General features: G+C 64.2%; 20 protein-coding genes. 15 read left to right on the forward strand and 5 right to left on the reverse strand.

Going from position 1 to position 19,346, the window contains the following annotated elements; genetic code table 11:
- Positions 1 to 67 precede the first annotated feature (67 nt).
- Entirely contained in the window at positions 68 to 1,486 is a 1,419-nt protein-coding gene (locus tag LRA89_RS17450) for a hypothetical protein (protein ID WP_230772244.1), read from the forward strand.
- Positions 1,487 to 1,599: 113 nt separating this feature from the next.
- On the opposite strand, the gene galU is transcribed toward LRA89_RS17450, so the two are convergent.
- Complete coding sequence (galU, locus tag LRA89_RS17455; RefSeq protein ID WP_230772246.1) at positions 1,600 to 2,466, reverse strand: UTP--glucose-1-phosphate uridylyltransferase GalU; 867 nt, start codon at positions 2,464 to 2,466, stop codon at positions 1,600 to 1,602.
- A gap of 319 nt (positions 2,467 to 2,785) precedes the next feature.
- On the opposite strand from galU, the gene LRA89_RS17460 reads away from it, so the two are divergent.
- From LRA89_RS17460 to LRA89_RS17510, 11 genes are all read left to right on the forward strand, one after another.
- The gene (locus LRA89_RS17460; RefSeq protein WP_230772247.1) at positions 2,786 to 3,718 is read left to right on the forward strand and encodes a replication initiator protein A; all 933 of its coding nucleotides are present in this window, start codon (positions 2,786 to 2,788) and stop codon (positions 3,716 to 3,718) included.
- A gap of 409 nt (positions 3,719 to 4,127) precedes the next feature.
- On the forward strand, positions 4,128 to 5,021 hold the full coding sequence (locus tag LRA89_RS17465; protein WP_230772249.1) for a helix-turn-helix domain-containing protein: 894 nt from the start codon (positions 4,128 to 4,130) through the stop codon (positions 5,019 to 5,021).
- Between the two features lie 66 nt (positions 5,022 to 5,087).
- Positions 5,088 to 5,741, forward strand: coding sequence for a ParA family partition ATPase (parA, locus tag LRA89_RS17470; protein WP_230772250.1), 654 nt, complete (start codon positions 5,088 to 5,090; stop codon positions 5,739 to 5,741).
- The gene (locus tag LRA89_RS17475) at positions 5,738 to 6,001 is read left to right on the forward strand and encodes a ribbon-helix-helix domain-containing protein (protein WP_230772251.1); all 264 of its coding nucleotides are present in this window, start codon (positions 5,738 to 5,740) and stop codon (positions 5,999 to 6,001) included. Before parA ends, LRA89_RS17475 begins: the two co-directional genes overlap by 4 nt.
- Positions 6,002 to 6,165: 164 nt before the next feature.
- A complete protein-coding gene (locus tag LRA89_RS17480) occupies positions 6,166 to 7,527 on the forward strand; it encodes a hypothetical protein (protein ID WP_230772252.1) in 1,362 nt (453 codons plus the stop codon).
- A gap of 103 nt (positions 7,528 to 7,630) precedes the next feature.
- Positions 7,631 to 8,299, forward strand: coding sequence for a helix-turn-helix transcriptional regulator (locus LRA89_RS17485; protein ID WP_230772253.1), 669 nt, complete (start codon positions 7,631 to 7,633; stop codon positions 8,297 to 8,299).
- The gene (locus LRA89_RS17490) at positions 8,296 to 9,060 is read left to right on the forward strand and encodes a penicillin-binding protein activator LpoB (RefSeq protein ID WP_230772254.1); all 765 of its coding nucleotides are present in this window, start codon (positions 8,296 to 8,298) and stop codon (positions 9,058 to 9,060) included. The genes LRA89_RS17485 and LRA89_RS17490 overlap by 4 nt, the downstream gene beginning before the upstream one ends.
- Positions 9,061 to 9,085: 25 nt before the next feature.
- Positions 9,086 to 10,495 carry a hypothetical protein gene (locus LRA89_RS17495; protein ID WP_230772255.1) on the forward strand — a complete coding sequence of 470 codons (1,410 nt, stop codon included), beginning with the start codon at positions 9,086 to 9,088 and terminating at the stop codon, positions 10,493 to 10,495.
- Positions 10,492 to 10,971 (forward strand): hypothetical protein, encoded by a 480-nt coding sequence (locus LRA89_RS17500; protein ID WP_230772256.1) that lies wholly within the window; start codon positions 10,492 to 10,494, stop codon positions 10,969 to 10,971. Before LRA89_RS17495 ends, LRA89_RS17500 begins: the two co-directional genes overlap by 4 nt.
- Positions 10,968 to 11,813 carry a hypothetical protein gene (locus LRA89_RS17505; protein ID WP_230772258.1) on the forward strand — a complete coding sequence of 282 codons (846 nt, stop codon included), beginning with the start codon at positions 10,968 to 10,970 and terminating at the stop codon, positions 11,811 to 11,813. The genes LRA89_RS17500 and LRA89_RS17505 overlap by 4 nt, the downstream gene beginning before the upstream one ends.
- Before the next feature lie 199 nt (positions 11,814 to 12,012).
- Positions 12,013 to 12,171, forward strand: a complete 159-nt coding sequence (locus LRA89_RS17510) for a hypothetical protein (RefSeq protein WP_230772259.1) — start codon at positions 12,013 to 12,015, stop codon at positions 12,169 to 12,171.
- Here LRA89_RS17510 and LRA89_RS17515 read toward each other — a convergent pair.
- Both LRA89_RS17515 and LRA89_RS17520 read right to left on the reverse strand, forming a co-directional pair.
- Positions 12,159 to 12,464 carry a hypothetical protein gene (locus LRA89_RS17515; protein ID WP_230772260.1) on the reverse strand — a complete coding sequence of 102 codons (306 nt, stop codon included), beginning with the start codon at positions 12,462 to 12,464 and terminating at the stop codon, positions 12,159 to 12,161. The two genes, LRA89_RS17510 and LRA89_RS17515, sit on opposite strands and share 13 nt — an antisense overlap.
- Before the next feature lie 105 nt (positions 12,465 to 12,569).
- The gene (locus tag LRA89_RS17520; protein WP_230772261.1) at positions 12,570 to 12,866 is read right to left on the reverse strand and encodes a hypothetical protein; all 297 of its coding nucleotides are present in this window, start codon (positions 12,864 to 12,866) and stop codon (positions 12,570 to 12,572) included.
- A 271-nt stretch (positions 12,867 to 13,137) separates the two neighbouring features.
- Here LRA89_RS17520 and LRA89_RS17525 point away from each other — a divergent pair, with 271 nt between their 5' ends.
- Together LRA89_RS17525 and LRA89_RS17530 are read left to right on the forward strand one after the other, a co-directional pair.
- Positions 13,138 to 14,535 (forward strand): NAD-dependent succinate-semialdehyde dehydrogenase, encoded by a 1,398-nt coding sequence (locus LRA89_RS17525; protein WP_230772262.1) that lies wholly within the window; start codon positions 13,138 to 13,140, stop codon positions 14,533 to 14,535.
- Between the two features lie 295 nt (positions 14,536 to 14,830).
- Positions 14,831 to 15,526 carry a recombinase family protein gene (locus LRA89_RS17530; protein WP_443025009.1) on the forward strand — a complete coding sequence of 232 codons (696 nt, stop codon included), beginning with the start codon at positions 14,831 to 14,833 and terminating at the stop codon, positions 15,524 to 15,526.
- Positions 15,527 to 15,943: 417 nt separating this feature from the next.
- Here LRA89_RS17530 and LRA89_RS17535 read toward each other — a convergent pair whose 3' ends face one another.
- Together LRA89_RS17535 and LRA89_RS17540 are read right to left on the reverse strand one after the other, a co-directional pair.
- On the reverse strand, positions 15,944 to 16,360 hold the full coding sequence (locus LRA89_RS17535; RefSeq protein WP_230772263.1) for a hypothetical protein: 417 nt from the start codon (positions 16,358 to 16,360) through the stop codon (positions 15,944 to 15,946).
- Between the two features lie 187 nt (positions 16,361 to 16,547).
- Complete coding sequence (locus tag LRA89_RS17540) at positions 16,548 to 17,117, reverse strand: hypothetical protein (protein WP_230772265.1); 570 nt, start codon at positions 17,115 to 17,117, stop codon at positions 16,548 to 16,550.
- Positions 17,118 to 19,028: 1,911 nt separating this feature from the next.
- Here LRA89_RS17540 and LRA89_RS17545 point away from each other — a divergent pair.
- Complete coding sequence (locus LRA89_RS17545; protein WP_230772267.1) at positions 19,029 to 19,334, forward strand: hypothetical protein; 306 nt, start codon at positions 19,029 to 19,031, stop codon at positions 19,332 to 19,334.
- Positions 19,335 to 19,346: the final 12 nt, after the last annotated feature.

A 19,346-nucleotide genomic window follows, 5' to 3' on the forward strand; every position in this document is an offset into this window, starting at 1 on the left:
CATCGATGAATAGTTGCCATTCGAGATAGGCAGTCGCTAACCTGACCAAAATTTACACGGAGAATATATGCCCAAGCTATTCTGGTTGCTGGCGTCCTGCGTGATTCTCGTGGGTTGCGGCGGGGGCGGGACCGGCAACGTCAGTACGCCTGCGCCCTCGCCTACTCCGACCCCTACGCCGTCTTCATCCCCCTCGCCGACGCCGCTTGCCTTTGTCGGCGAGGTCAGCGCACCGTTGGTTGGCAGCATCACCTTTACCGATGCCAATGGCACTGCGACCGTTGCGACCGGGCGGGACGGCGTTGCGCCTGCGGGAACCAATCCGCTGCCGGGATCGCCGATCCTACAGCCGGGAGCCTTCGCGCCGAACTATTCGGCGGCCACCTTTACGTTGACGGGAACCGGTCTGGAAGTCGCAACGGGGTATCTGACGACCCAGACCGCACCGGTCGGCGCGACGACCATATCGCCGCTCACTTCGCTGATCGCTGTTTCCGGAAGCCAGACGGTGGTCCGCTCTGCGATGCTGCTGAACACTGGGGATGGCTATGCCCTGCCGGCCAGTCTCGATCTGCTGACCTATTCAGCGACCCGTCCCCAAGCCGCGAACGAAGCGGCGCAAACCCGTGGTGCGCTGATCGCCGCTAACCTGCGTGTCAGGGCATTGTCGCAGGCGCTAAACCTGATGTCGCTACCGACCATCGACCAGACTATTATCCCGCAGGTTCCAGCCAACAAGGAAACCATGATCGGGAATTGGCTGAAGGCCAATCCTTCCGCACGTCTGTTTATCGGAAACGGGACCGAGCAATTCCTGCGCGGCAACGTCACGATGTCGGGCATCTACCCGATCTATGACGAAACCTATGCCGCTGTAGCGCACCTTATCAACATATATGCCAGTGCGCTGAAGATGCTGGAGACACAGCCCGATGCCGCGCAACGTTACAACGCCGCGTTGCAAGGCTTCCTGTCCGAAGAAATTCGGCGTGTCATGCGATTCAACTTTAACGATCGCGCCGGCAATCTGGAACTCAAGGCAGCGACGACGCGCGCCTTGACGTTAACCACCCAGAATGTGACGACCGCAGTGTCGGCATTGGACGTGCCGGCAGCCGCCAATACCGGCCTGTTCTTCCCGGGGATCGATTTCATCCCGATTTCAGGCGGTGCTTCCGTAATCGTCTCGCAACGTGACGCTCGACTCCGTCCAAGCGCCACTGGAGCGCATAATCCGTCGTTCGGTGACAATGATTATGTTTGGAATCCGACCACCCTCAAGTTCGACATCGACGAAAGACTGGCATTGACCGGTGTTGCCGTACCCGCGGCTTTCGCCGGAAAGTTGGCGATTTCGAGCACCAGTGCTACCGCGTTCACGATCCAGCCCGTCGGGGGCTTTACCGGGATCGGCTATGTCGACCTGTCGATCACGTCGGGCAATGGCGAAACCCGGACCGAGCGGGTCTTCGTGATCGCAAGCTGAGGTTGCCACACGTTTGATAGCAATGCTGCGCGAGGACGCTATCCTTGCGCAGCATTTTTTATCTTTCGTCGATGCTCAATGCGGCAGTACTGACTTTTTCGGCCAAGCGGCACTTAAGTGACGGCGAGCGCTTCCTCGGCAAACGCCCGCACCGCCGGGCCGATGTCGGCACGCGCCAGCGCCAGCGCGATGTTCGCCTGGACCCAGCCCGCCTTGTCGCCGCAGTCGTAGCGCTTGCCGTCGAAGGTGAAGCCGTGGAAGGGTTGCCGGCCGATCAGCTTGGCCATCGCGTCGGTCAATTGGATCTCGCCGCCCGCGCCCGGCTCCTGCTGGTCGAGGATGTCCATGACCTCGGGCTGGAGGATGTAGCGGCCGGGGATCATCAGGTTCGACGGCGCCTTGCCCTTGGGCTTCTCGACCAGCGCGGTCACTTCGGTCAGCTTGCCGTCGACCTTGCCTGGCGAGATGATGCCATATTTGTCGGTTTCGCTGTCGGGCACTTCCAGCGCGCCGATGACGTTGCCGCCGACCTGGTTGTACGCCTCGATCATCTGCTTGAGGAAACCGCCGACCATCAGCTCGTCGGGCAGCAGCACCGCAAACGGCTCGTCGCCGACGATCTCGCGCGCGCACCATACCGCATGGCCAAGGCCCAGCGGCTCCTGCTGGCGGACATAGACCGGGCTACCCGGCTTCTGGCGGATACCCTCGATCACCGCCATCGACTTGCCGCGCGCCTTCATCGTCGCTTCGAGTTCGTAGGAGACGTCGAAGTGATCCTCGAGCGCGCCCTTGCCGCGACCGGTGACGAAGATGATCTGCTCGATCCCCGCCTCCAGCGCTTCCTCGACCGCATACTGGATCAGCGGCTTGTCGACGACAGTCAGCATTTCCTTGGGCATCGCCTTGGTCGCCGGCAGGAACCGGGTGCCAAGACCCGCCACGGGGAAAACGGCCCTGCGAACGCGCTGGATAGTCATGGGGGTTTTCCTGCTTGGTATCTCTTCGTTGCGGCCTGTTATGATCCGATCCGGGGGACGGGAAGCATTTTGTAGACGCGGCGGTGGATCGCGGCATCGGCGGTTTGCGCGGATTGCGTCACCTGCTACCCATATTGGGTATGGCTTACCCGCAATTCCCTCCTGTCCGGCATCATCCGCGAAAGCACGAATTGGTGGCAGCCAAGACGCCCAAATCATCGCTTTCCAGCCCCTCTCCCCTGTGGATTCGTGCTTTCGCGGATGATGGTCGCTCCATAATTCGTGCTTTCGCGGATGATGCCATGATCGGGGGTCGAGCATGACCCCGCCCCGCCCACAGCGCGACCTGTTCGTGCTCGACAGCCCGCTCCTCGCCGATGTGCGCGGCGAGCGCTCGCTCATGGCGTTTCCGTTCTTTGCGCTGAGCAAGGGCAAGTGGACGCGGCCCTTATCCTACGACAATGGCACCGTCTCGATCGAGATCGTGCCGACCGCCAAGGGCGCCGCCACGATCTACGACAAGGAGATCGTGCTCTATATCGCCAGCCTGATGATCGCCCGCCTCGAGGGCGGGGAAGAGGTGAACCAGGAGTTCCACTTCACCGCGCACGACCTGTTCTGCGTGACCGGCAACAACCCTTCGGCACGCTCCTATGGCCGGTTGTCGCAGGCGCTGGAGCGGCTGCAGGGTACGCAGATCAAGACCAATATCGAGGCGGGTGGCGAGGGCGAGGAAGGCTATTTCTCGTGGCTGTCCGAAGCCAAGCTCTACTATACCCGGTCGAAGGACGCCGGCGGCGACACGCGGCGACTGAAGGCGATCCGCGTTCGACTGTGCGACTGGCTGTACCGCGCGATCCTGCACGACGGTCAGATCCTCGATTACGCCAGCGGGTACTTCCAACTGGGGCCGGTCGAGCGGCGGCTGTACGAGATCGCAAGGTCATCATGCAGCGACGGCCCGTGCGAAATGGAACTCGACGAGCTGCGGCGGCAGCTCGGCTATCAGAATTCGCTGCCGCACTTCCGCCATGCCCTCAAAGCCATCGTCGAGGCCGATGCGATCCCCGACTATCGCCTGGTGCTAATCGGCGCGACCAACGCCCCCCCCAGCGGCACAAAGGGCCCGCGGACGCCGGGGTACACCCAAGTGCGGATCGAACCGCGCCTGCCCGAGATCGAGCAGGACGACGCCGGCGAATCGGGTGCGGAGGTGACGGCGGAGGCCCCCGACTCGGCGAGCAACGAATAGCGGTCAAACGTCGTACGCATCCGCGAAAGCACGAATCCGGCACGCTTTGGCATCCGCGAAAGCACGAATCCAGCGTGGTTCATCCGCGATAGCACGAACGATTTTCGTGCATCATCCGCGAAAGCACGAACCGGGAACGCTTCCGTTGTTGGAAATCATCTGCGACAGTCAGCCCGACAAGCCGGCAATGGGGTCGGCGGATGAGGGAATGGCCGTGACCACATAAAGGAAAGCCCGGCACGAAGGCCGGGCGTCCCAGGGTTTTGAAACGACGTCGCCAAACGTCGCATCCACTCACAACGTGGTTTTCAAATACCCCCGATTCCCTACCGGATCAAGGACGCGCGTTTCGCGCCACGCCCCTTTTTGCATTTTTTGGTCCCGGCCCGACACAGGGGGTGGGGAAACGATGGCATTGTCATTGCGTGACGTGGCGGCGCGGGCGTTTGCCCCTGCCCGACCGCGCTGTCCGGTGCGGCGCGGCAGCGTCGAGGCGGGAACGATCGAGGCGCGCTTTTTCGCGGTGCCGGGCAAGGGCGAGACCGACCGGCTGCTGGCGATGGCACGCGCCGCGCTCGACGCCGGGCGGCGGTTGCGGCGCGAGGTGCGCAGCGAGCCGCGCGAACTGAGCGCTCCCGAACGCGCGATCGCCGCGCTCACCGCCGGCGCGGTGCGGGTGTTCGAGGAAATCTGCACGATCGCCCGGCTGAACGCCGGCAAGGTGTTCCCGAGCTACAACCATCTGGCGAAGGCGACCGCGCTCGGCCGGGCGACGGTGGCGCGGGCGCTGAACCTGCTCGAAGCGGCCGGTTTCCTCCAGCGGCAACGGCGCTTCTGTCGCGGCGTCGATGGCGAGGCGCGCTATCGCCAGACCTCGAATATCTACCGCGCGCTTCTGCCGGCGGCACTGTTGCGGCTGCTGCCGCGCCGGTTTCAGGCCGTACCGCTTCCCGACGATGTCGCGCAGCACCAGGCCGAGCGCGGGGTCGAGCATGCGGCGATGCTGGCGACCCTTACTTGTCGGGAACTGGCCGAAGCGAGTGTCGGCGGTGAGCTGGGTGCGATGCTCGCCCGGTTAGGTGCGGCAGTCGATCGTGCCGAGTGCGAGTCTCATTTCCATCCTGAACCACTCTCGAGATCTATTGATAACGGAAATTCGGGCGTCGACCGTCCCCGTCACCAAATTATCTTGAACGACGGAAACGAAAGTGCCGACAGTTACAAAGGACAAACCCCAGAGGAAAAACGGGGAAGCCCCGGCGTTGCCGGGGCAATGCTCTCCGGCGAGAGCAAGCGGGACTGACGGCATATCCTCATCGGCAGCATCGCGTGTTGCATTGTCGACCTGTCGACACCTATAGCATCCGACATGACGACCATCGCGATCATCAGTCAGAAGGGTGGTGCGGGCAAGACCACGCTCGCGCTCCATCTCGCCGCCGCGGCGCAGGCGTCGGGCAAGGTGGCGCTCGTCATCGATACCGATCCGCAGGCGACCGCCAGCCAATGGGCGGCATGGCGCGGTGATGCCCCGCCCGAAGTAATCGACAGCCCCCCGCCCCGCCTCGCCGCCAAGGTCGCCGCCGCGCGCGATCAGGGCGCCGAGGTGATCGTGATCGACACCCCACCGCATGCCGACAGCGCGGCGCGGGCGGCGGTCGAGATCGCCGATCTGGTGCTGATCCCGTGCCGGCCGAGCGCGTTCGACCTGTCGGCGATCCAGACCAGCGCCAAGCTGGTGCAACTGCTGCGCAAGCCCGCTTTCGTCGTCTTCACCGCCGGGCCACCCAATGCACCGCGGGTGTATCAGGAAGCGGGCGAACTGGTGCAGAGCTTCGGCACGCCGCCCTGCCCGATGCTGCTGCCCGATCGCGCGGCCTATCGCCACGCCAGCGCCGAAGGGCGGACCGTGCTGGAGAGCGATGGCGAGGGCAAAGCTGCGGACGAGGTTCGCGCGCTCTACAAGTGGACATGTCGACAGATCGACATGGGTGTTCCCCGTTTCAGAAAGATCCGCGCATGAGCCGCAAGCCGAGTTTCGCCAATCTGCGCGCGCGGACCTTGCCCGAGCCGGTCGTGGCCCCTGCCCCGCCGTCCGAGACGAAACCCGCCGCCGTCCTGAGCCGGGCGGGGCGCAAGCAGATCGCCGGCTTCTTCACGCCTGAAATGTCGCTGTCGATGCACATGCTGGCCCGGCGACAGGACCGCAGCCTGCAGGCGCTGATGGCCGAGGCGTTCAACGACGTGCTGCGCAAATATGGCGAGAGTCCGGTCGGGGAGTAGCCGCCGACCTTCACCAACTTGTCGATTTGTCGAGGTGTCGACAATCCGACAAGTTGGTGCCCCAGTATAAAGGCAATCAATACGCGCTGGATCAATCCGGCGGCCCATCCTATGGCTTGGCCGTCGCAGCGGGGGCTGCGTTGGAAAACGGGGCCGTAGACGGGGTGGAGAAGCCTGGGGACCATCGCATCGACGGGTGGAAGTCGATCGCCGCCTATCTCGGCCGCGACCGCTCGACCGCGATCCGTTGGGCGGGGGACCGTGGCCTGCCGGTCCATGCGCTGCCCGGTGGCAAGAGCCGCAGCGTCTATGCACTGGCGCACGAACTCGATGCGTGGATGGCGGGGCAGGGGGCCGGGATGGTCGCCGAATTGCCGCCGAACGATCCACCGACAGCTCCCCCGATCGTCGCAATACCTTTGCCGCCACCGTCGCGCTGGTCGCGCCGGGGTGCGGCGCTGGGGCTGGTCGCGCTGGGCGGCGGGGCGCTGGCGGCATGGCAGTGGCGCGGTGCCGGGGGAGGGGCGCTGTCCGATGCGACGATGGCCCGCTACGTCACCGCGCGCGACGATGTGGCGCTGCGCGATGGTGCGCGCCTTGCCCGCGCGATCCCGGTGTTGCGCTCGATCGCGGCACGCCACCCCGATCATGTCGGGGTGCAGGAATCGCTGGCCGAGGCGTGGCTGCTGGCGCGCGAGTTCGGATCGGCACCCGATGCCGTCGCCTTCGCCGAGGCGCGCCGTGCGGCGGATGCGGCGCGCAAGACCATGCCGCGATCGGTCGTCGCCGATCGGGTCGAAGGGGTCGCCGCCTATTGGTGCGACCGTGATCCGGTACGCGCCGGAGTTGTGTTCCGCCGGGCGATTGCCAACGGTCCGCGCGATCCGCTGGCGCATCTATGGTATGCCAATATCCTTGCCGACAATGGCGAGGATGCCGCCGCTGCGCGCGAGTTCGATGCGGCGCGCATGCTGGCGCCGGGCGCGCCCTATCTGCTGGCCGATTATGGCTGGGGGCTGTGGATGGCGGGCCGCGTGGCCGAGGCTTGGGCGATGCTCGACGATGTCGCGCGGCGGCAGCCGATGCTGTCGAGCGCGCATGACGCGCTCAGCATCGTCGCCTTGGCCGGGGGCGATCTGGCGGGTTATGCGCTGCATCTGCGTGCCCGGGCGCAGGCCCGCGCCGAACGCGAGCTGATCGCCTATAGCGCGGCGATCGACCGGACGCTGGCGATCGATGCCGCGACCGGCGATGGCCGATATGCCGCGACCTATGCGGTGATGCTCAGCCGCGCGCTGTCCTATACCCAGAGCGCCGAGCGTCCCGACCATAGCTGGCCGGCGTTCGTGGCGAGCCTTGCCGGCGAACGGGGCCAGCTTGGCGCGATCCTCGCTGACGCCCGCACCCATGGCGAACGCTGGGGGGCGGCAGGGTTTGTCCGCCACATTCGCGCCCGCTGGCGTGGCGACCCCGCGTTGATCGCCGTGCTGGGCGGACTGCGACAGCAACGGATCGAACCCGAATAAGGGTTCCCGCGACCTATTGCGATGGCTTGCGACGCATTGCGACCCCCGCCGCGCCAGCGATGCCGCTACCCCTTGTGGCCATCAGGCAGGCGGGGGGAACGCGGTGGCCGACGGAATATGGGCGGGGGTGGCGATATTCGAGCGCGCCCGGACGGACGTACCGGGCGGTGATGCGCTCGACGATCGCGGTGGCTCGGCATGGCAGGGGCGTGTCGAGGCGATGGTCGAGCCGGCGGCGCTGCTGGGCGAGGCCGGCGAGGTGGTCGTCGCGGCCGGGGCGTTCGTCGCGATCACACGGGCAAGCGACGGGGTGACGCTGTCGGGCGCGCTGCCACGTGCCATGTTGCGGACGGTGGCCCCGGGCGATCAGGGATGGCTTGACGCGGCGATCGCCCGGGTGGTGACGGGCGGTGCCGATACGGCGGCGGTGCGCTGCTGCCGTCCGGTCGGTAGGGTGCCGCTGATCGTCGTGATCCGCCGCATCGAGCCGCGGGAGCGGACGGCGCGTGCCGCCGCGATCGTGACGCTGATCGATCCCGCGCGCCGTCCGGCCCCGGCCCCGTCGCTGTGGCGCGAGGCATTTGCCCTGACCCCCAGCGAAGCCGCGCTGGCGGCGTTGCTGACCAGCGGCCATTCGCTCGAATCCGCGGCGGCGGCGCGCGATTGCCGGGCGACGACGCTGCGCGTCCATCTGCGCCGGATGTTCGCCAAGACCGGGGTGTCGCGCCAGTCCGATCTGATCGCGCTGCTGGCACGGATGGGGCCGGCGTGACCGTCCGCACCGCCAGGGCATACGCCAGGTGGCGTATGGCGCGGCAGGGCCGGGTGCGCGCAGACCCGGCGCGGGGCAACGCCGCTGCGCTCCGGGGAGAGCGCGGCAAGGGCAGTTTGGGGGACCATATGCGCGGATCGATCATCATGGGCATAATCGCCGCCGTGGCGCTGGTCGCCATGCCGGCCTCGGCCCAGCGCAACCGGCGCGGCACGCAGGCGACCGAGCTCGACCCGACCGGGCGCGGCGCGATCTTCGGCGTGGGGCTGGAATCGCGCGACATCGACATGATGGCCGATCAGGTGATGCGCGAGCTGATGTCGCGCCCCGACATCGTCGGCACGCCCACCCCGCCGCGCGTCGTCATCGACAGCGAGAAATTCTACAACGACAGCTCGCAGCGGATCGACCGCGACATGCTGACCGGCTCGCTGCGCGCCAGCCTCAGCCGCGCGGCGGCGGGGCGGATCCGCTTCGTCAGCCGGGAATCGATGGACATCGTGATGCGCGAGCGCGAGCTCAAGCGCACCGGCGTCGCCGACGGTGGTACGCGCGGCATGACGCAGGGCGTGTCGGGGGTCGATTATCAGTTGATCGGCAAGATGAGTTCGCTGGACTCGCGCGACACCAAGTCGGGCCTCGTCCAGCGCCGCACGCAGGTGGTCTTCGAGCTGGTCGATCTGGAAACCGGCGATCTGCCATGGACCAGCCAGCCCTATGTGATCCTGCGCGCCGCAGGCGACGACATCGTTTACCGCTGACCACGTCTATCCGGGGGGATATACCATGCGCTACTTCGTTACCGCCGCCGCGCTGATTGCGCTGCTGGCACCGACCGCCGTCGCCACCGCGCAGGATGCCGCGCCGGCGGCCGCACCCGTCACCGATCCAGCAGCAGCCAAGGCCGCCGAAAAGGCCGCGCGCGCCGCCGCCAAGGCGGAAGAGAAGAAGCAGCGCGAACTGCGCGCCAAATATGGCGACGGACCCTATCCTGACCAGATCGCCGCCTATGTCGGCGCCCGGCCCGAAAAGCTGCGCCCGCTTTACCAGAGCCTCTATACCGGGGGTGAGCGCAATGCGGTGCTGAACTTCCAGCGGCTCGGGTTGGCGGCGTTCGAGGCGGGGCTGTACAAGGATGCCGCATGGGCGTTCGATCAGGCGCTGGGACGGATCGAGGCGGTCTATGCCGACAATCCGCAGGCGGCGACCGCGCGGTCGGTGTTCCACAACGAGGCGAACAAGGATTACAAGGGCGAGCCGTACGAGCGGGCGATGGCCTATTATTATCGCGGGCTGCTGTATCTCCAGGCCGGTGACTACGGCAACGCCCATGCCGCGTTCAAGGAAGCCGAGCGGCAGGACACGCTGTCCGACGGCGAGGAGTTCCAGGCCGACTTCGCGATGATGAACTATCTGCGCGGATGGAGCCTGCACTGTCAGGGGCGCGATACCGCCGCGCGGGAATTCTTTGATCTCGCCACCAAGAACGAGAAGGCGCTGACGCTGCCCGGTGCGGGCGACAACGTGCTGTTCATCGCCGAGCTGGGCAATGGCCCGGTCAAGGCGCGCGACGGGGCGCAGGCGCAGAAGCTGCTGTTCCAGGGCGGGGCGGACTATCCCGAGACGCTCGCCACCATCACCCATAGCGCCGGCGGCACCCCCGCCACGCTCGCGATGCTGCCGGCCAGCAGCGTGACCTATCAGGCGACGACGCGCGGCGGCCGCGCGATCGACGGGCTGATGAACGGCAAGGCCAACTGGAAGGAAGGCACCGACAGCCTCGGCACCGCGCTGATGACGCAGGGGCTGACCAGCACCGATGCCTCGGGCGGCTATATGGCGCTGGCTGGCCTCGCCTTCTCGATGTTCTCCTCGGCGATGAAGACCCGCGCCGACATCCGCATGTGGGACGGACTGCCCGACCGGCTGATGGTCGCGACGGCGAAGGCGACTGCGCCCGACTGGACCTATTCGGTCGCCTATGCGGGCGAGAAGGGACCGGTCGAGCTGACCGGGCAGACGATGCGGGCCGATCCCAAGGCGTGCAGCATCGTGTGGATGCGCTCGCGCCCGGTGGCCTATGGCAAGACGATCGTCGGCGAGGATGACGGCGTCGCCGCGTCGCAGGCGCGCAAGAAACCGGTGATCGACAAGAACCGGGCGTTCCGCACCGCGCTCGAAGGGCAAGTGCTGTGAAGCCGGTCGTGATCGCGACCTTGCTGCTGGGCGGTATCGCACTGCTGGGCGGCAGCGCCGCCGAGACGCGCGAGAACCGTCCGCTCAAATGCCGTATCGGCGCGGCGCGGCGTGCGCCCGCCCCGGTCGGCCCGGCGCTGGTCGCCAATGTCCCGCGCGCGATGACGCCGGTGTCGCTCGATGCGGTGCAGATGAACGACCGGGTGTGGAAACAGGTGGTGGTCGAAGGGCTGTTCGCGCGGCGGACCCCCGCCGACACGCTGGAGGTGATGGCGCGGATCGTCAATTGCACCAAGGCGCCGCTTGCGGTCGAGGTCCGCTCGTCGTTCCTCGACGCCAGCCAGTATCCGACCGAGCCGACCTCGGTGTGGCGGGTGGTGCATATCGCGCCGCTGTCGATGGCGACCTATCAGGAGCGCTCGATCGGGACGACGGCGGTCGCGCATTATCTGATCGAACTGCGCAGCGACCAATGACCGTCGCCCGGCTGTCGATCGCGCTCATGGCCACGGCGCTGACCATCGTTCCCGCCACCGCCCAGTGGCGCGACGGGCAGCCGCCGATGGCGGGAAATGCCACGACGCGCAGCGGTCAGCCGTTGACGCTGCCGGCGCCGCCCGCCGCCGCCGATCCGGCGCGGATCGAGCTGGCCCGCTTCGCCGCCGCCTATGCCGCGGCGGGGCGGCCGCGGGTCGTCGTCTTCTGGAACCGTGAACTGACCGCCGACCTCGACAGTGGGCGCGAGGAGGTGACACGGCTGCATGTCGACGGCGAGCAACGCGCCGAAGGCAGCCGCAGCGAAACCGCCTGGCGGCGCGGCACCGATACCGAAGTGACGGCGAACGGTTCGAGCCGGATCGATGCCGAGCAGGTCACGACCACCCGCACGCTCGACCCCGGCCGTCGCGCGGCGGCCGACGACGAGGCGCGCGACTTCGACATCGAACGTGGCTTCAGCGATGCGCTGGCCGATGCCGGCGTCCGCCTGATCGATCGTACCGCGATCCTGCGCACCACGGCGCTCGGCAACGACACCGCCAACGTCCAGTCGATCGAGACGCGCGCGCTACTCGGCCGTGCCGAATGGACGCTGGAGGTCGTGGCGATGAACGACGGCCGCCGCCGGATCGTCGGGCGCGATCTGGCGAGCGGGCAGGTGGTCGTGCGCGCGGTCAGCGCCGGCCGGCCGCCGGTGGGGTCGCAGCCCTATGTCGCGGGCGAACGCGGTTTCGTGCGGGCGAGCGTGGCGGCACCGGGGCCTTATGCGGTCGGTCGCCAGATCGCGCTCGACGCGATGCGGGCGATTGCCCGTCGATAGGGTGGTAGCAATCGACGGGTTGGATTGTCGACGTGTATACATGACGACAGTCTTCAACATACTGGCAGGAATGGATATAGTTCTGCATCGACAGGGAGCGGGCGTGTCGCGAATCATGCTTTTTCGACGTCGAAATCGATTGTGGCGACAGCGACCGGGGCGGACCGACTGTTTTCGGGGGTGACAATCTACCCCTGAGTTGCGACAGGGTCCGCATGATCGAACTGACCCGCGAAGTGCTGGCCTAACCATCATCGGTGGCGTGTTGCTGCTGACCGCGCCGTGGGTGGCGGTGACGCTGCACCGCCGCCAGCGCCGCAAGCTGCGCCAGTGGGGCATCAAACGCTACGGCCACTGATCGTCCCCGGGCGGCAGCACCGCCAGAACGGTGCCGATCCCGACGAGCCTTAGACCTTCCTGAATGCGCCATTGGCGCCCCGGATAAAGCAGGTCGTCCAGACCGGGTGCCTGCCAGAAGGCGATGGATGCCTCCATACTCTCGCCCGGTCGTAGCTTGCTGTCCTCGGGCAGATCGATGAACCCGACCATCATCGCGCGATCGGCGGGTCCGAAGAAGTTGTGGTTGGGGCGATAGCTCCCCCGGATCGGCGAGGTGCGGCCGCCTTCGGACGTCGCCAGCAGGCGGATCATCGCCCTGGCCCGGATAACAACGCCGTCCATCGCTTGCTCTACTGAGCGCAGGATGGACGTTGACGCAATGGTGTCAAGGGGCGGGATTTCCCCGCCCCGGATTCGTCAGCGACCGGCCAGCGCCGCGTCGAGATCGACGCCGTTCGCTTCCCACTGGGCGCGGGTCTGGCAGACCTTGGGGGCGATGCGCGAACCGACGCGCTCGACCTGGAAGCAGTAGCGCGCCTTGGGCGAAGCCTGATGGGCGAGCGCGGCCGGGCCGGCGGCGAGGGTGACGACCAGCGCCGCGCTGCTGGCAGCGACCGGTGCGGGAGCAGGAGCGGCGTTCGGCTCGGCGGCATGCGCCGAAGCGGCGGCGACGAGGGCGAGGACGGTCGAAGCGGCGACGCGGATGGCGGTCATGATCGTGTTTCCCTGTGGTTGCCCGGTTGGTTCCGGTTATATTTTCTGCTTTGCAGCCGCCGTGCCAGTTCGGGAAAAACCGCAGTTTTCCGCCATTTCGATCGATAGCCATACGCAGGACAGCAGGATGCGCCGCCAAGCCGCAGCAAGATGCACCATCCATTGGGAAAATTTCCGAACCGCCCGATCGGCCGATCGGCAACCCGCTTCCATGACCGGCGTTTTCTTGGGGCAACCGCCGCCGTGCCGGCACGCCATTCGAGGTTCCCCGATGTTCAAGAGCGTCAACCCCGCGACCGGTCGGCAGATCGCGACCCATCCCCGTTTGGGCGCGGACGAGATTGAGACGAAGCTTGCGCGTGCCGCGCAGGCCTATGCCGCATGGCGACTGACCCCGCTGTCCGAACGGGTCGCGCTGCTTGGGCGGATCGCCGACCAGTATGACGCGAACCAGGACCGTCTCGCGCGGATGGCGACCGCCGAAATGGGCAAGACGCTCGCCTCGGCAGTGGCCGAGGTCGGGAAATGCGCCGCCGCCTTTCGCCATTACGCCACCCACGGCCCGGCGATGCTCGAACCGCAGCGCTTCCCCTTGGGCGAGGCGGGCAGCGCCGAGGTGTGCTTCTGCCCCCAAGGCCCGGTGCTGGCGATCATGCCGTGGAATTTCCCCTATTGGCAGGCGGTGCGTTTCCTCGCCCCGACCATCCTCGCCGGCAACGTCGCGCTGCTCAAACATGCCAGCATCGTGCAGGGCGTGGCCGGATTGATGGAAGAAATGGCGACAGCCGCCGGTGCGCCCGAAGGGGTGTTCCAGAACCTCGCCATCGGTTCGGACGCGGTGGCGGACCTGATCGCCGACCCCCGCGTGGTCGCGGTGACGCTGACCGGCAGCGAAGGCGCAGGGATCGCGGTGGCGGAGGCCGCCGGGCGCAATCTGAAGAAGGTAGTTTTGGAACTGGGTGGCTCCGACCCGTTCATCGTCATGCCCTCGGCCGATCTCGATAAGGCGGTGAAGGCGGCGGTGCAGGGCCGCATCCAGAACAGCGGGCAATCGTGCATCTGCGCCAAGCGGATGATCGTCCACGCGGACGTGTACGACGACTTCCTCGATCGCTTCGCGGCGGCGATGCGGGCGGTCAAGGTCGGCGATCCGCTCGATCCCGAAGTGGCGATGGGGCCGCTGTCGAGCTTCGAGCAGCGCGATACGGTGCTGGAGCAGATCGAGGAGGCGAAGCGACAGGGCGCGACCTTGCTGTTCGGCGGCGAGCAGCCCGACCTGCCCGGGGCCTATCTCACCCCCGGCATCCTGACCAACGTGCCACCGACCAGCCCGCTAATGGCCGAGGAGATCTTCGGCCCCATCGCGATGCTATTCCGCGCCACCGACATCGACGAGGCGATCACGCTCGCCAACGCCATCCCCTTCGGTCTGGGCTCGTCGGTGTGGACTGCCGATCGTCAGGAAGAGGAACGCTTCGTGCGCGACATCGAGGTGGGGATGGTCGCGGTCAACCAGATGCTGGCATCGTCGCCGCAGGCCCCGTTCGGCGGGATCAAGCGCTCGGGCCACGGGCGCGAGCTGGGGCCGTTCGGGCTGCACGAGTTCATGAATTTGAAGACGGTGTTTCAGGTGAAGGGCGCCGACGCGGCTGAGGCGCAAGTCGAGTAGGGTGTTCTGTGGCAACTGCCCCTTTGTCAAAGGGGCAGTTGCCCATGTGCGGTTATATCTTGGTCATATTGCGCATCGGTACGATGACTCTCTGGGTACATCGCGAGCGATCCGCCCGGCCAAGTCTGAAGCGCAGCATGGCTCAGCGCATGAGGCCGCTGATTAGTTCGATAGCACTCGCGTCCACCTTCGGAGCGCGAAAATCAAGTGCTGACCATTCGGAAATAGACGTTTTCGACCCGCAATTCTCCAATTTGCGTGTGGTCTGTCGTGCCGTGAAACAGGTGATTTCCGCATGGCCGGAGCGGACCAGTGCAAGCCGATCCAAAATTACGCCAAAATCACACGACAAACCCTGTCGCATTGGATTACTGTGCGGAAACTGGGTCAGGAGGGTTTGTCGTACATGCTAGTCGGATATATGCGGGTTTCGTCGGCCGACGACCGGCAATCGGTTGATCTACAGCGCGACGCGCTGATCGCGGCCGGCGTTGATGAACGTCACATCCATGCCGACAAGGCGTCAGGCGCGCGTGACGATCGCCCCGGCCTCAAAGCCTGCCTTGCCTGGCTGAAAAAAGGCGACACGCTGGTAGTGTGGAAGCTCGACCGGCTCGGACGTTCGCTTCCACACCTCCTGACGATCATCACCGACCTTCGCGAGCGCGGTATTGCCTTTTGTTCGCTGACCGAAGCGATGGACACGACCACGCCGCACGGTGAACTATTGTTCTCGATGTTCGGCGCGCTGGCGCAGTATGAGCGTGCGCTCACCCGCGAGCGGGTGATGGCGGGGCTCGCTGCGGCGAAACGCCGGGGACGGCAGGGCGGCAGGCCGCCGATGATCGATGCGGAGAAGATCGAGGCGATCACCGCCGCACTCGACGGAGGTGCCAGCAAGGCTGTGGTATGTCGCAACTTTGGTGTGGCGCGCTCGACACTGATCGACACGCTGGCACGGATCGGTTGGACAGCTCCAGCCAAGACGTGATCCATAAATGTATTATGCCGCGCATCTGAGGGTATCGAGAGCGCGCTGAACCGCACAAATGCGTGGACGAAGCGGAGCGGTCCTCCGCCGTGCGAATGGCCGGGTTTGGCGGATTGTGTTGAAAAACCCCGACGGGGATCAAACCTAACCGGCTGCTCGTAATTATGTTGCGTGATTTTATGCGTGAGCGCAGTTCGGTTGCGCTTGCTAATCACCTGATAATCGATAGTTTTGCGGTGAGGACTCATCAACGGGGCCGAGGGAGTTTTTCAACACAATCAGGCGCGAGCGGACATCGAGGGTATCGGGCTGCTGTTTGCGGGTATCCAGGCTACACTCCGCGGCAGAAGGCAACGGGCAGGGCGGAGGGGTTCTCCGCCGCTCAAGGTTGGGCACTGACCTAGAAGAATTATGAGCCTATCGACCTCTTTCGTTCTCACAACGTTGATAAAATCCGACCACCGACTTGTCCGGGATTGGACCGCCCCGCCTGACGATGTCTTGGGCGTCAACAAGGTGGTCGATGACGATCAGGTGATTTCCATTCTCACCCTGCGCTTCGAAGTGTAATTCTCGGATCGTTTGAGTATCATTCGAACCTTGTATGAACAAATGTGCAGAGGAAGGTGATAACTGTTCGGCGAAGACGACAAGGTCAACGCGGCCGTTCCATTCAACGGTGCTTGCACGAATATTAATCGAACTGCCAAATCTGCACGATCCGAGTGCATCGGCATAACGCCCCTGAAGCCGTTCCGGAACGGCCGAGCTTAGTGCAAATAGGGCAAAGACGAATGCGGAAACCATCGATCCAGCTTGAAGCACAAAGCGCATTATGTGTCACGATGAACGCTCGTTTGCCACGGGGTGAGTCCTATATGTGGGTACTGCTCCATCGGGAACTGGGTACGGTCAGCTTCGAAACCCGCGATTGCGCGTCTCTGCGGCGGAGGGCACCTCCGCCGCGTAAATGTCCGGGTTTGGGTGGAAGGCAAACAGCAAACAAAACGGTGGCGAGATGTTATGCGTCGTCGAGTGTCGCTCGGCGTGATGAGATGATACGGGTTGCGAAGCTAAAAACGAGTAGAGGGATCGGTAATACCAAAAGCCCCAATAATATCACTTGGTGAGCTCCGTAAATAAAAGCACTACATGAAGATTGCGGATCGAACCCAAAAGGTGGCGCGTCTGTGTCGGAGATACCGAGGAACAGACAAATGCCCCTCAGTTCGACGTCTTGGGGACGAATGGAAAGGTGTAAGGCTAACGCTAACGCTAACGCCATAACAGCGAACACGAAGAGCGCTAGTGGTACGTTCGCAGCTCTGAGCCGAAGAAATTGCCCTTTACCGAATATCGCGGTTAGCAGCCAGTAAACGGCAACTGAAATCACCGCAACAGCATGGAACGTGAGCCAGTCCTTTTGTAAGGATGAAACGGCCCAAGCCTGTTCGTTACTGTCCAGTCCCCTGACGGATACTACAATCTGCGGTATGAAGAAAAATTGCGTCACTGCAATGATAAACAAGGGCGTAGCCGTAACGCCAAACCCGATTATGGCTGCTTTGAGACGGTCTGATAGCGTACTCATAGTTCCATCCAGATGCCACCGGTTCATTGAGCAAATAGAACTGATCCAGTTAATGTCTGCAACTAGGAGATTGGGTTGAAAAACCCCGACGGGGATCAAACCTAACCGGCTGCTCGTAATTATGTTGCGTGATTTTATGCGTGAGCGCAGTTCGGTTACGCTTCCTAATCACCTGATAATCGATAGTTTTGCGGTGAGGACTCATCAATGGGGCCGAGGGAGTTTTTCAACACAATCGGGTGAGAGCGGACATTCCGCATCGGCAAGTTGATCTAGATAACGGGTCAGCGGGCTGTTACGATCAGGAATGCTGGCTATCCTCCTTGCTACGGCCGCCGCTTCACTTGCCCCGCCAACGGAGCCGTTAAAAAGGCAGCTCCAATCCGCAATTTGGACAGACCTTCAATTGAACGGCATGATCGGTAACGGTAACTGGCTTGCCTCCCTTTGGTACAACGCTGGAAGCGACACGGTTCCCAACCTTCACATCGTAGAGCTTAGGTGTTTGAAGAGCCGTCCAGGACAGCGATGCTCCTTCGAGCTTGTCCGGGACGGAGGCCCGACAATGGTGCTCGGCGAAACGGCGCCTGATAAGCTGACCTGTGTTGCTCTGTTTGCCCGCACCAAAGATCGATGGTCCGTAGTCCACACAGCACCCCGCAAGGCCGGCCACAGCCAAACCTCAATGCAGTGCAAAGTTATAAACATTTAAATTGCACAGCTTAAGCGGACGCTCCTGGGGCCACTATCCGCTATCTGGGCGTAAGCGGACGTCGCGGGTATCGTACCGCGCATTTGGAGGTATCGAAAGCGTGCCGGACCGCAGAAATGCGTGGGCACGGCGGAGTGATTCTTCGCCACGGCAATGTCTGATAGTGGGCGGATAGCGAACGTTGCGGCAAGCTTCGCGCTTCGCCATTACACTGCCATGTCGTGCACACCTCTAACTTGCGCGCTCGCGCTGGCGGCTATCCTTTCCGCATGCAATCAAGCTTCACCTACCTACAGTGCCGCTTGCGCTACGCCGTTGCCGAATTGGAAGACAGAGAAGGACGGGATTGGGCACCTGCTGCCCATCATGCCGGTGTTCCTAGTCACGGACGGCTCGGTTTTGTGGAATAAGGTCGCCCTCTCCAACGATAAACTCCGCTCATACATGAGCGATGCGAGCGCGTTGAATCCGGCGCCGCAGATCGTATTGCAGGTGTCGCCCTCGACTTCATGCCACAGGGTTCGCGAGGTTCGCTTGATCATGGACGCCGCGCCATTGTGCAAGAAACCACAGTCGCGATGTAGCGAGGGTTGGAAACCCGAAGAATGGCCAATGCTTGGCGGCCCTTGAACATACGTTTGTGGGCGTAAGCCTGCCCGTCACTCTGTGTAACCTGTTTCGTTTGGCCTGATCGCAAGCAGGTAGAGTTATTGGAAAAACGGGTCGTGTCGACCGCGTTCTTGGTGGGTCCTTGCTTCGATAGATCGGAAGCAGCGGCCAGATGGGCAAGCAGCGACGAGGCGGCAAGCGTGCGAACTGGCGGGCGCCGGAAGCAATGATCTCGACCGATCACATTGTGCCGAAAGCACTGTTGCGCTGCGTCAGATTATACGTAACCCATGAGATGCGATCGTAGTCGGGTTAGCTGCTGCCCAGCGTTCTCCGCATCGGTCGCCCGCCAGCAGTCGGTTGCACACTCGGGCGGCTGCTGGCGGTACCGTTCCGGGCAAATGTGAACATCAGGCAGGCTCGGTTACGGAAGCCCATGGTCCCCATCAGCGGTGTTCGCGACAGTCTGCGGCTACGGCGCAACGATGCTGATCACGGTCGCGCAAGGAACGCGGCCGAGGATGTCTGAGCGTCCTCCAGTACGCCGGAATAGCAATCGGTGTATATTGCTTCGGATACAACGGGTTCCCGTGCGTTTCATCCTGACCTTGCAGGGAAGGAGCGCCATGTCCGCTGTCCATCACACCACCAGGGGTGAGGTCTTCCTTGCCGGACAATCGCTCGGGCGAGCGTATCTGGCACTGTGTGATGTCTTTGGAACCAGCGAACGACGGGCGCGAGGGGCAATCAGCTTCGCCAACCCTATCGAACGCCTGCTGGTCGGACATCGGCTCACCGTTCTGCCCCAGGACCATTGCAGCCAGTTCGAGATCGTCGTCACCGGGAACCATGACGGATGCATCGCCATTGCCTCATGTGGCAGGCTACCGTGGTAGAAGTGAGGACGC

Source organism: Sphingomonas sp. Leaf4 (assembly GCF_920939515.1).
Taxonomy (GTDB): domain Bacteria; phylum Pseudomonadota; class Alphaproteobacteria; order Sphingomonadales; family Sphingomonadaceae; genus Sphingomonas.

Excerpts from the sequence above, each read along its gene's own strand:
- parA (WP_230772250.1), top strand. The coding sequence starts at position 5,088 with ATGACGACCATCGCGATCATCAGTCAGAAGGGTGGTGCGGGCAAGACC.
- LRA89_RS17520 (WP_230772261.1), bottom strand. The coding sequence starts at position 12,866 with ATGACCGCCATCCGCGTCGCCGCTTCGACCGTCCTCGCCCTCGTCGCC.
- LRA89_RS17450 (WP_230772244.1), top strand. The coding sequence starts at position 68 with ATGCCCAAGCTATTCTGGTTGCTGGCGTCCTGCGTGATTCTCGTGGGT.
- LRA89_RS17475 (WP_230772251.1), top strand. The coding sequence starts at position 5,738 with ATGAGCCGCAAGCCGAGTTTCGCCAATCTGCGCGCGCGGACCTTGCCC.
- LRA89_RS17540 (WP_230772265.1), bottom strand. The coding sequence starts at position 17,117 with ATGAGTACGCTATCAGACCGTCTCAAAGCAGCCATAATCGGGTTTGGC.
- LRA89_RS17525 (WP_230772262.1), top strand. The coding sequence starts at position 13,138 with ATGTTCAAGAGCGTCAACCCCGCGACCGGTCGGCAGATCGCGACCCAT.
- LRA89_RS17530 (WP_443025009.1), top strand. The coding sequence starts at position 14,831 with ATGGCCGGAGCGGACCAGTGCAAGCCGATCCAAAATTACGCCAAAATC.
- galU (WP_230772246.1), bottom strand. The coding sequence starts at position 2,466 with ATGACTATCCAGCGCGTTCGCAGGGCCGTTTTCCCCGTGGCGGGTCTT.
- LRA89_RS17465 (WP_230772249.1), top strand. The coding sequence starts at position 4,128 with ATGGCATTGTCATTGCGTGACGTGGCGGCGCGGGCGTTTGCCCCTGCC.
- LRA89_RS17535 (WP_230772263.1), bottom strand. The coding sequence starts at position 16,360 with ATGCGCTTTGTGCTTCAAGCTGGATCGATGGTTTCCGCATTCGTCTTT.
- LRA89_RS17460 (WP_230772247.1), top strand. The coding sequence starts at position 2,786 with ATGACCCCGCCCCGCCCACAGCGCGACCTGTTCGTGCTCGACAGCCCG.
- LRA89_RS17505 (WP_230772258.1), top strand. The coding sequence starts at position 10,968 with ATGACCGTCGCCCGGCTGTCGATCGCGCTCATGGCCACGGCGCTGACC.
- LRA89_RS17515 (WP_230772260.1), bottom strand. The coding sequence starts at position 12,464 with ATGATCCGCCTGCTGGCGACGTCCGAAGGCGGCCGCACCTCGCCGATC.
- LRA89_RS17495 (WP_230772255.1), top strand. The coding sequence starts at position 9,086 with ATGCGCTACTTCGTTACCGCCGCCGCGCTGATTGCGCTGCTGGCACCG.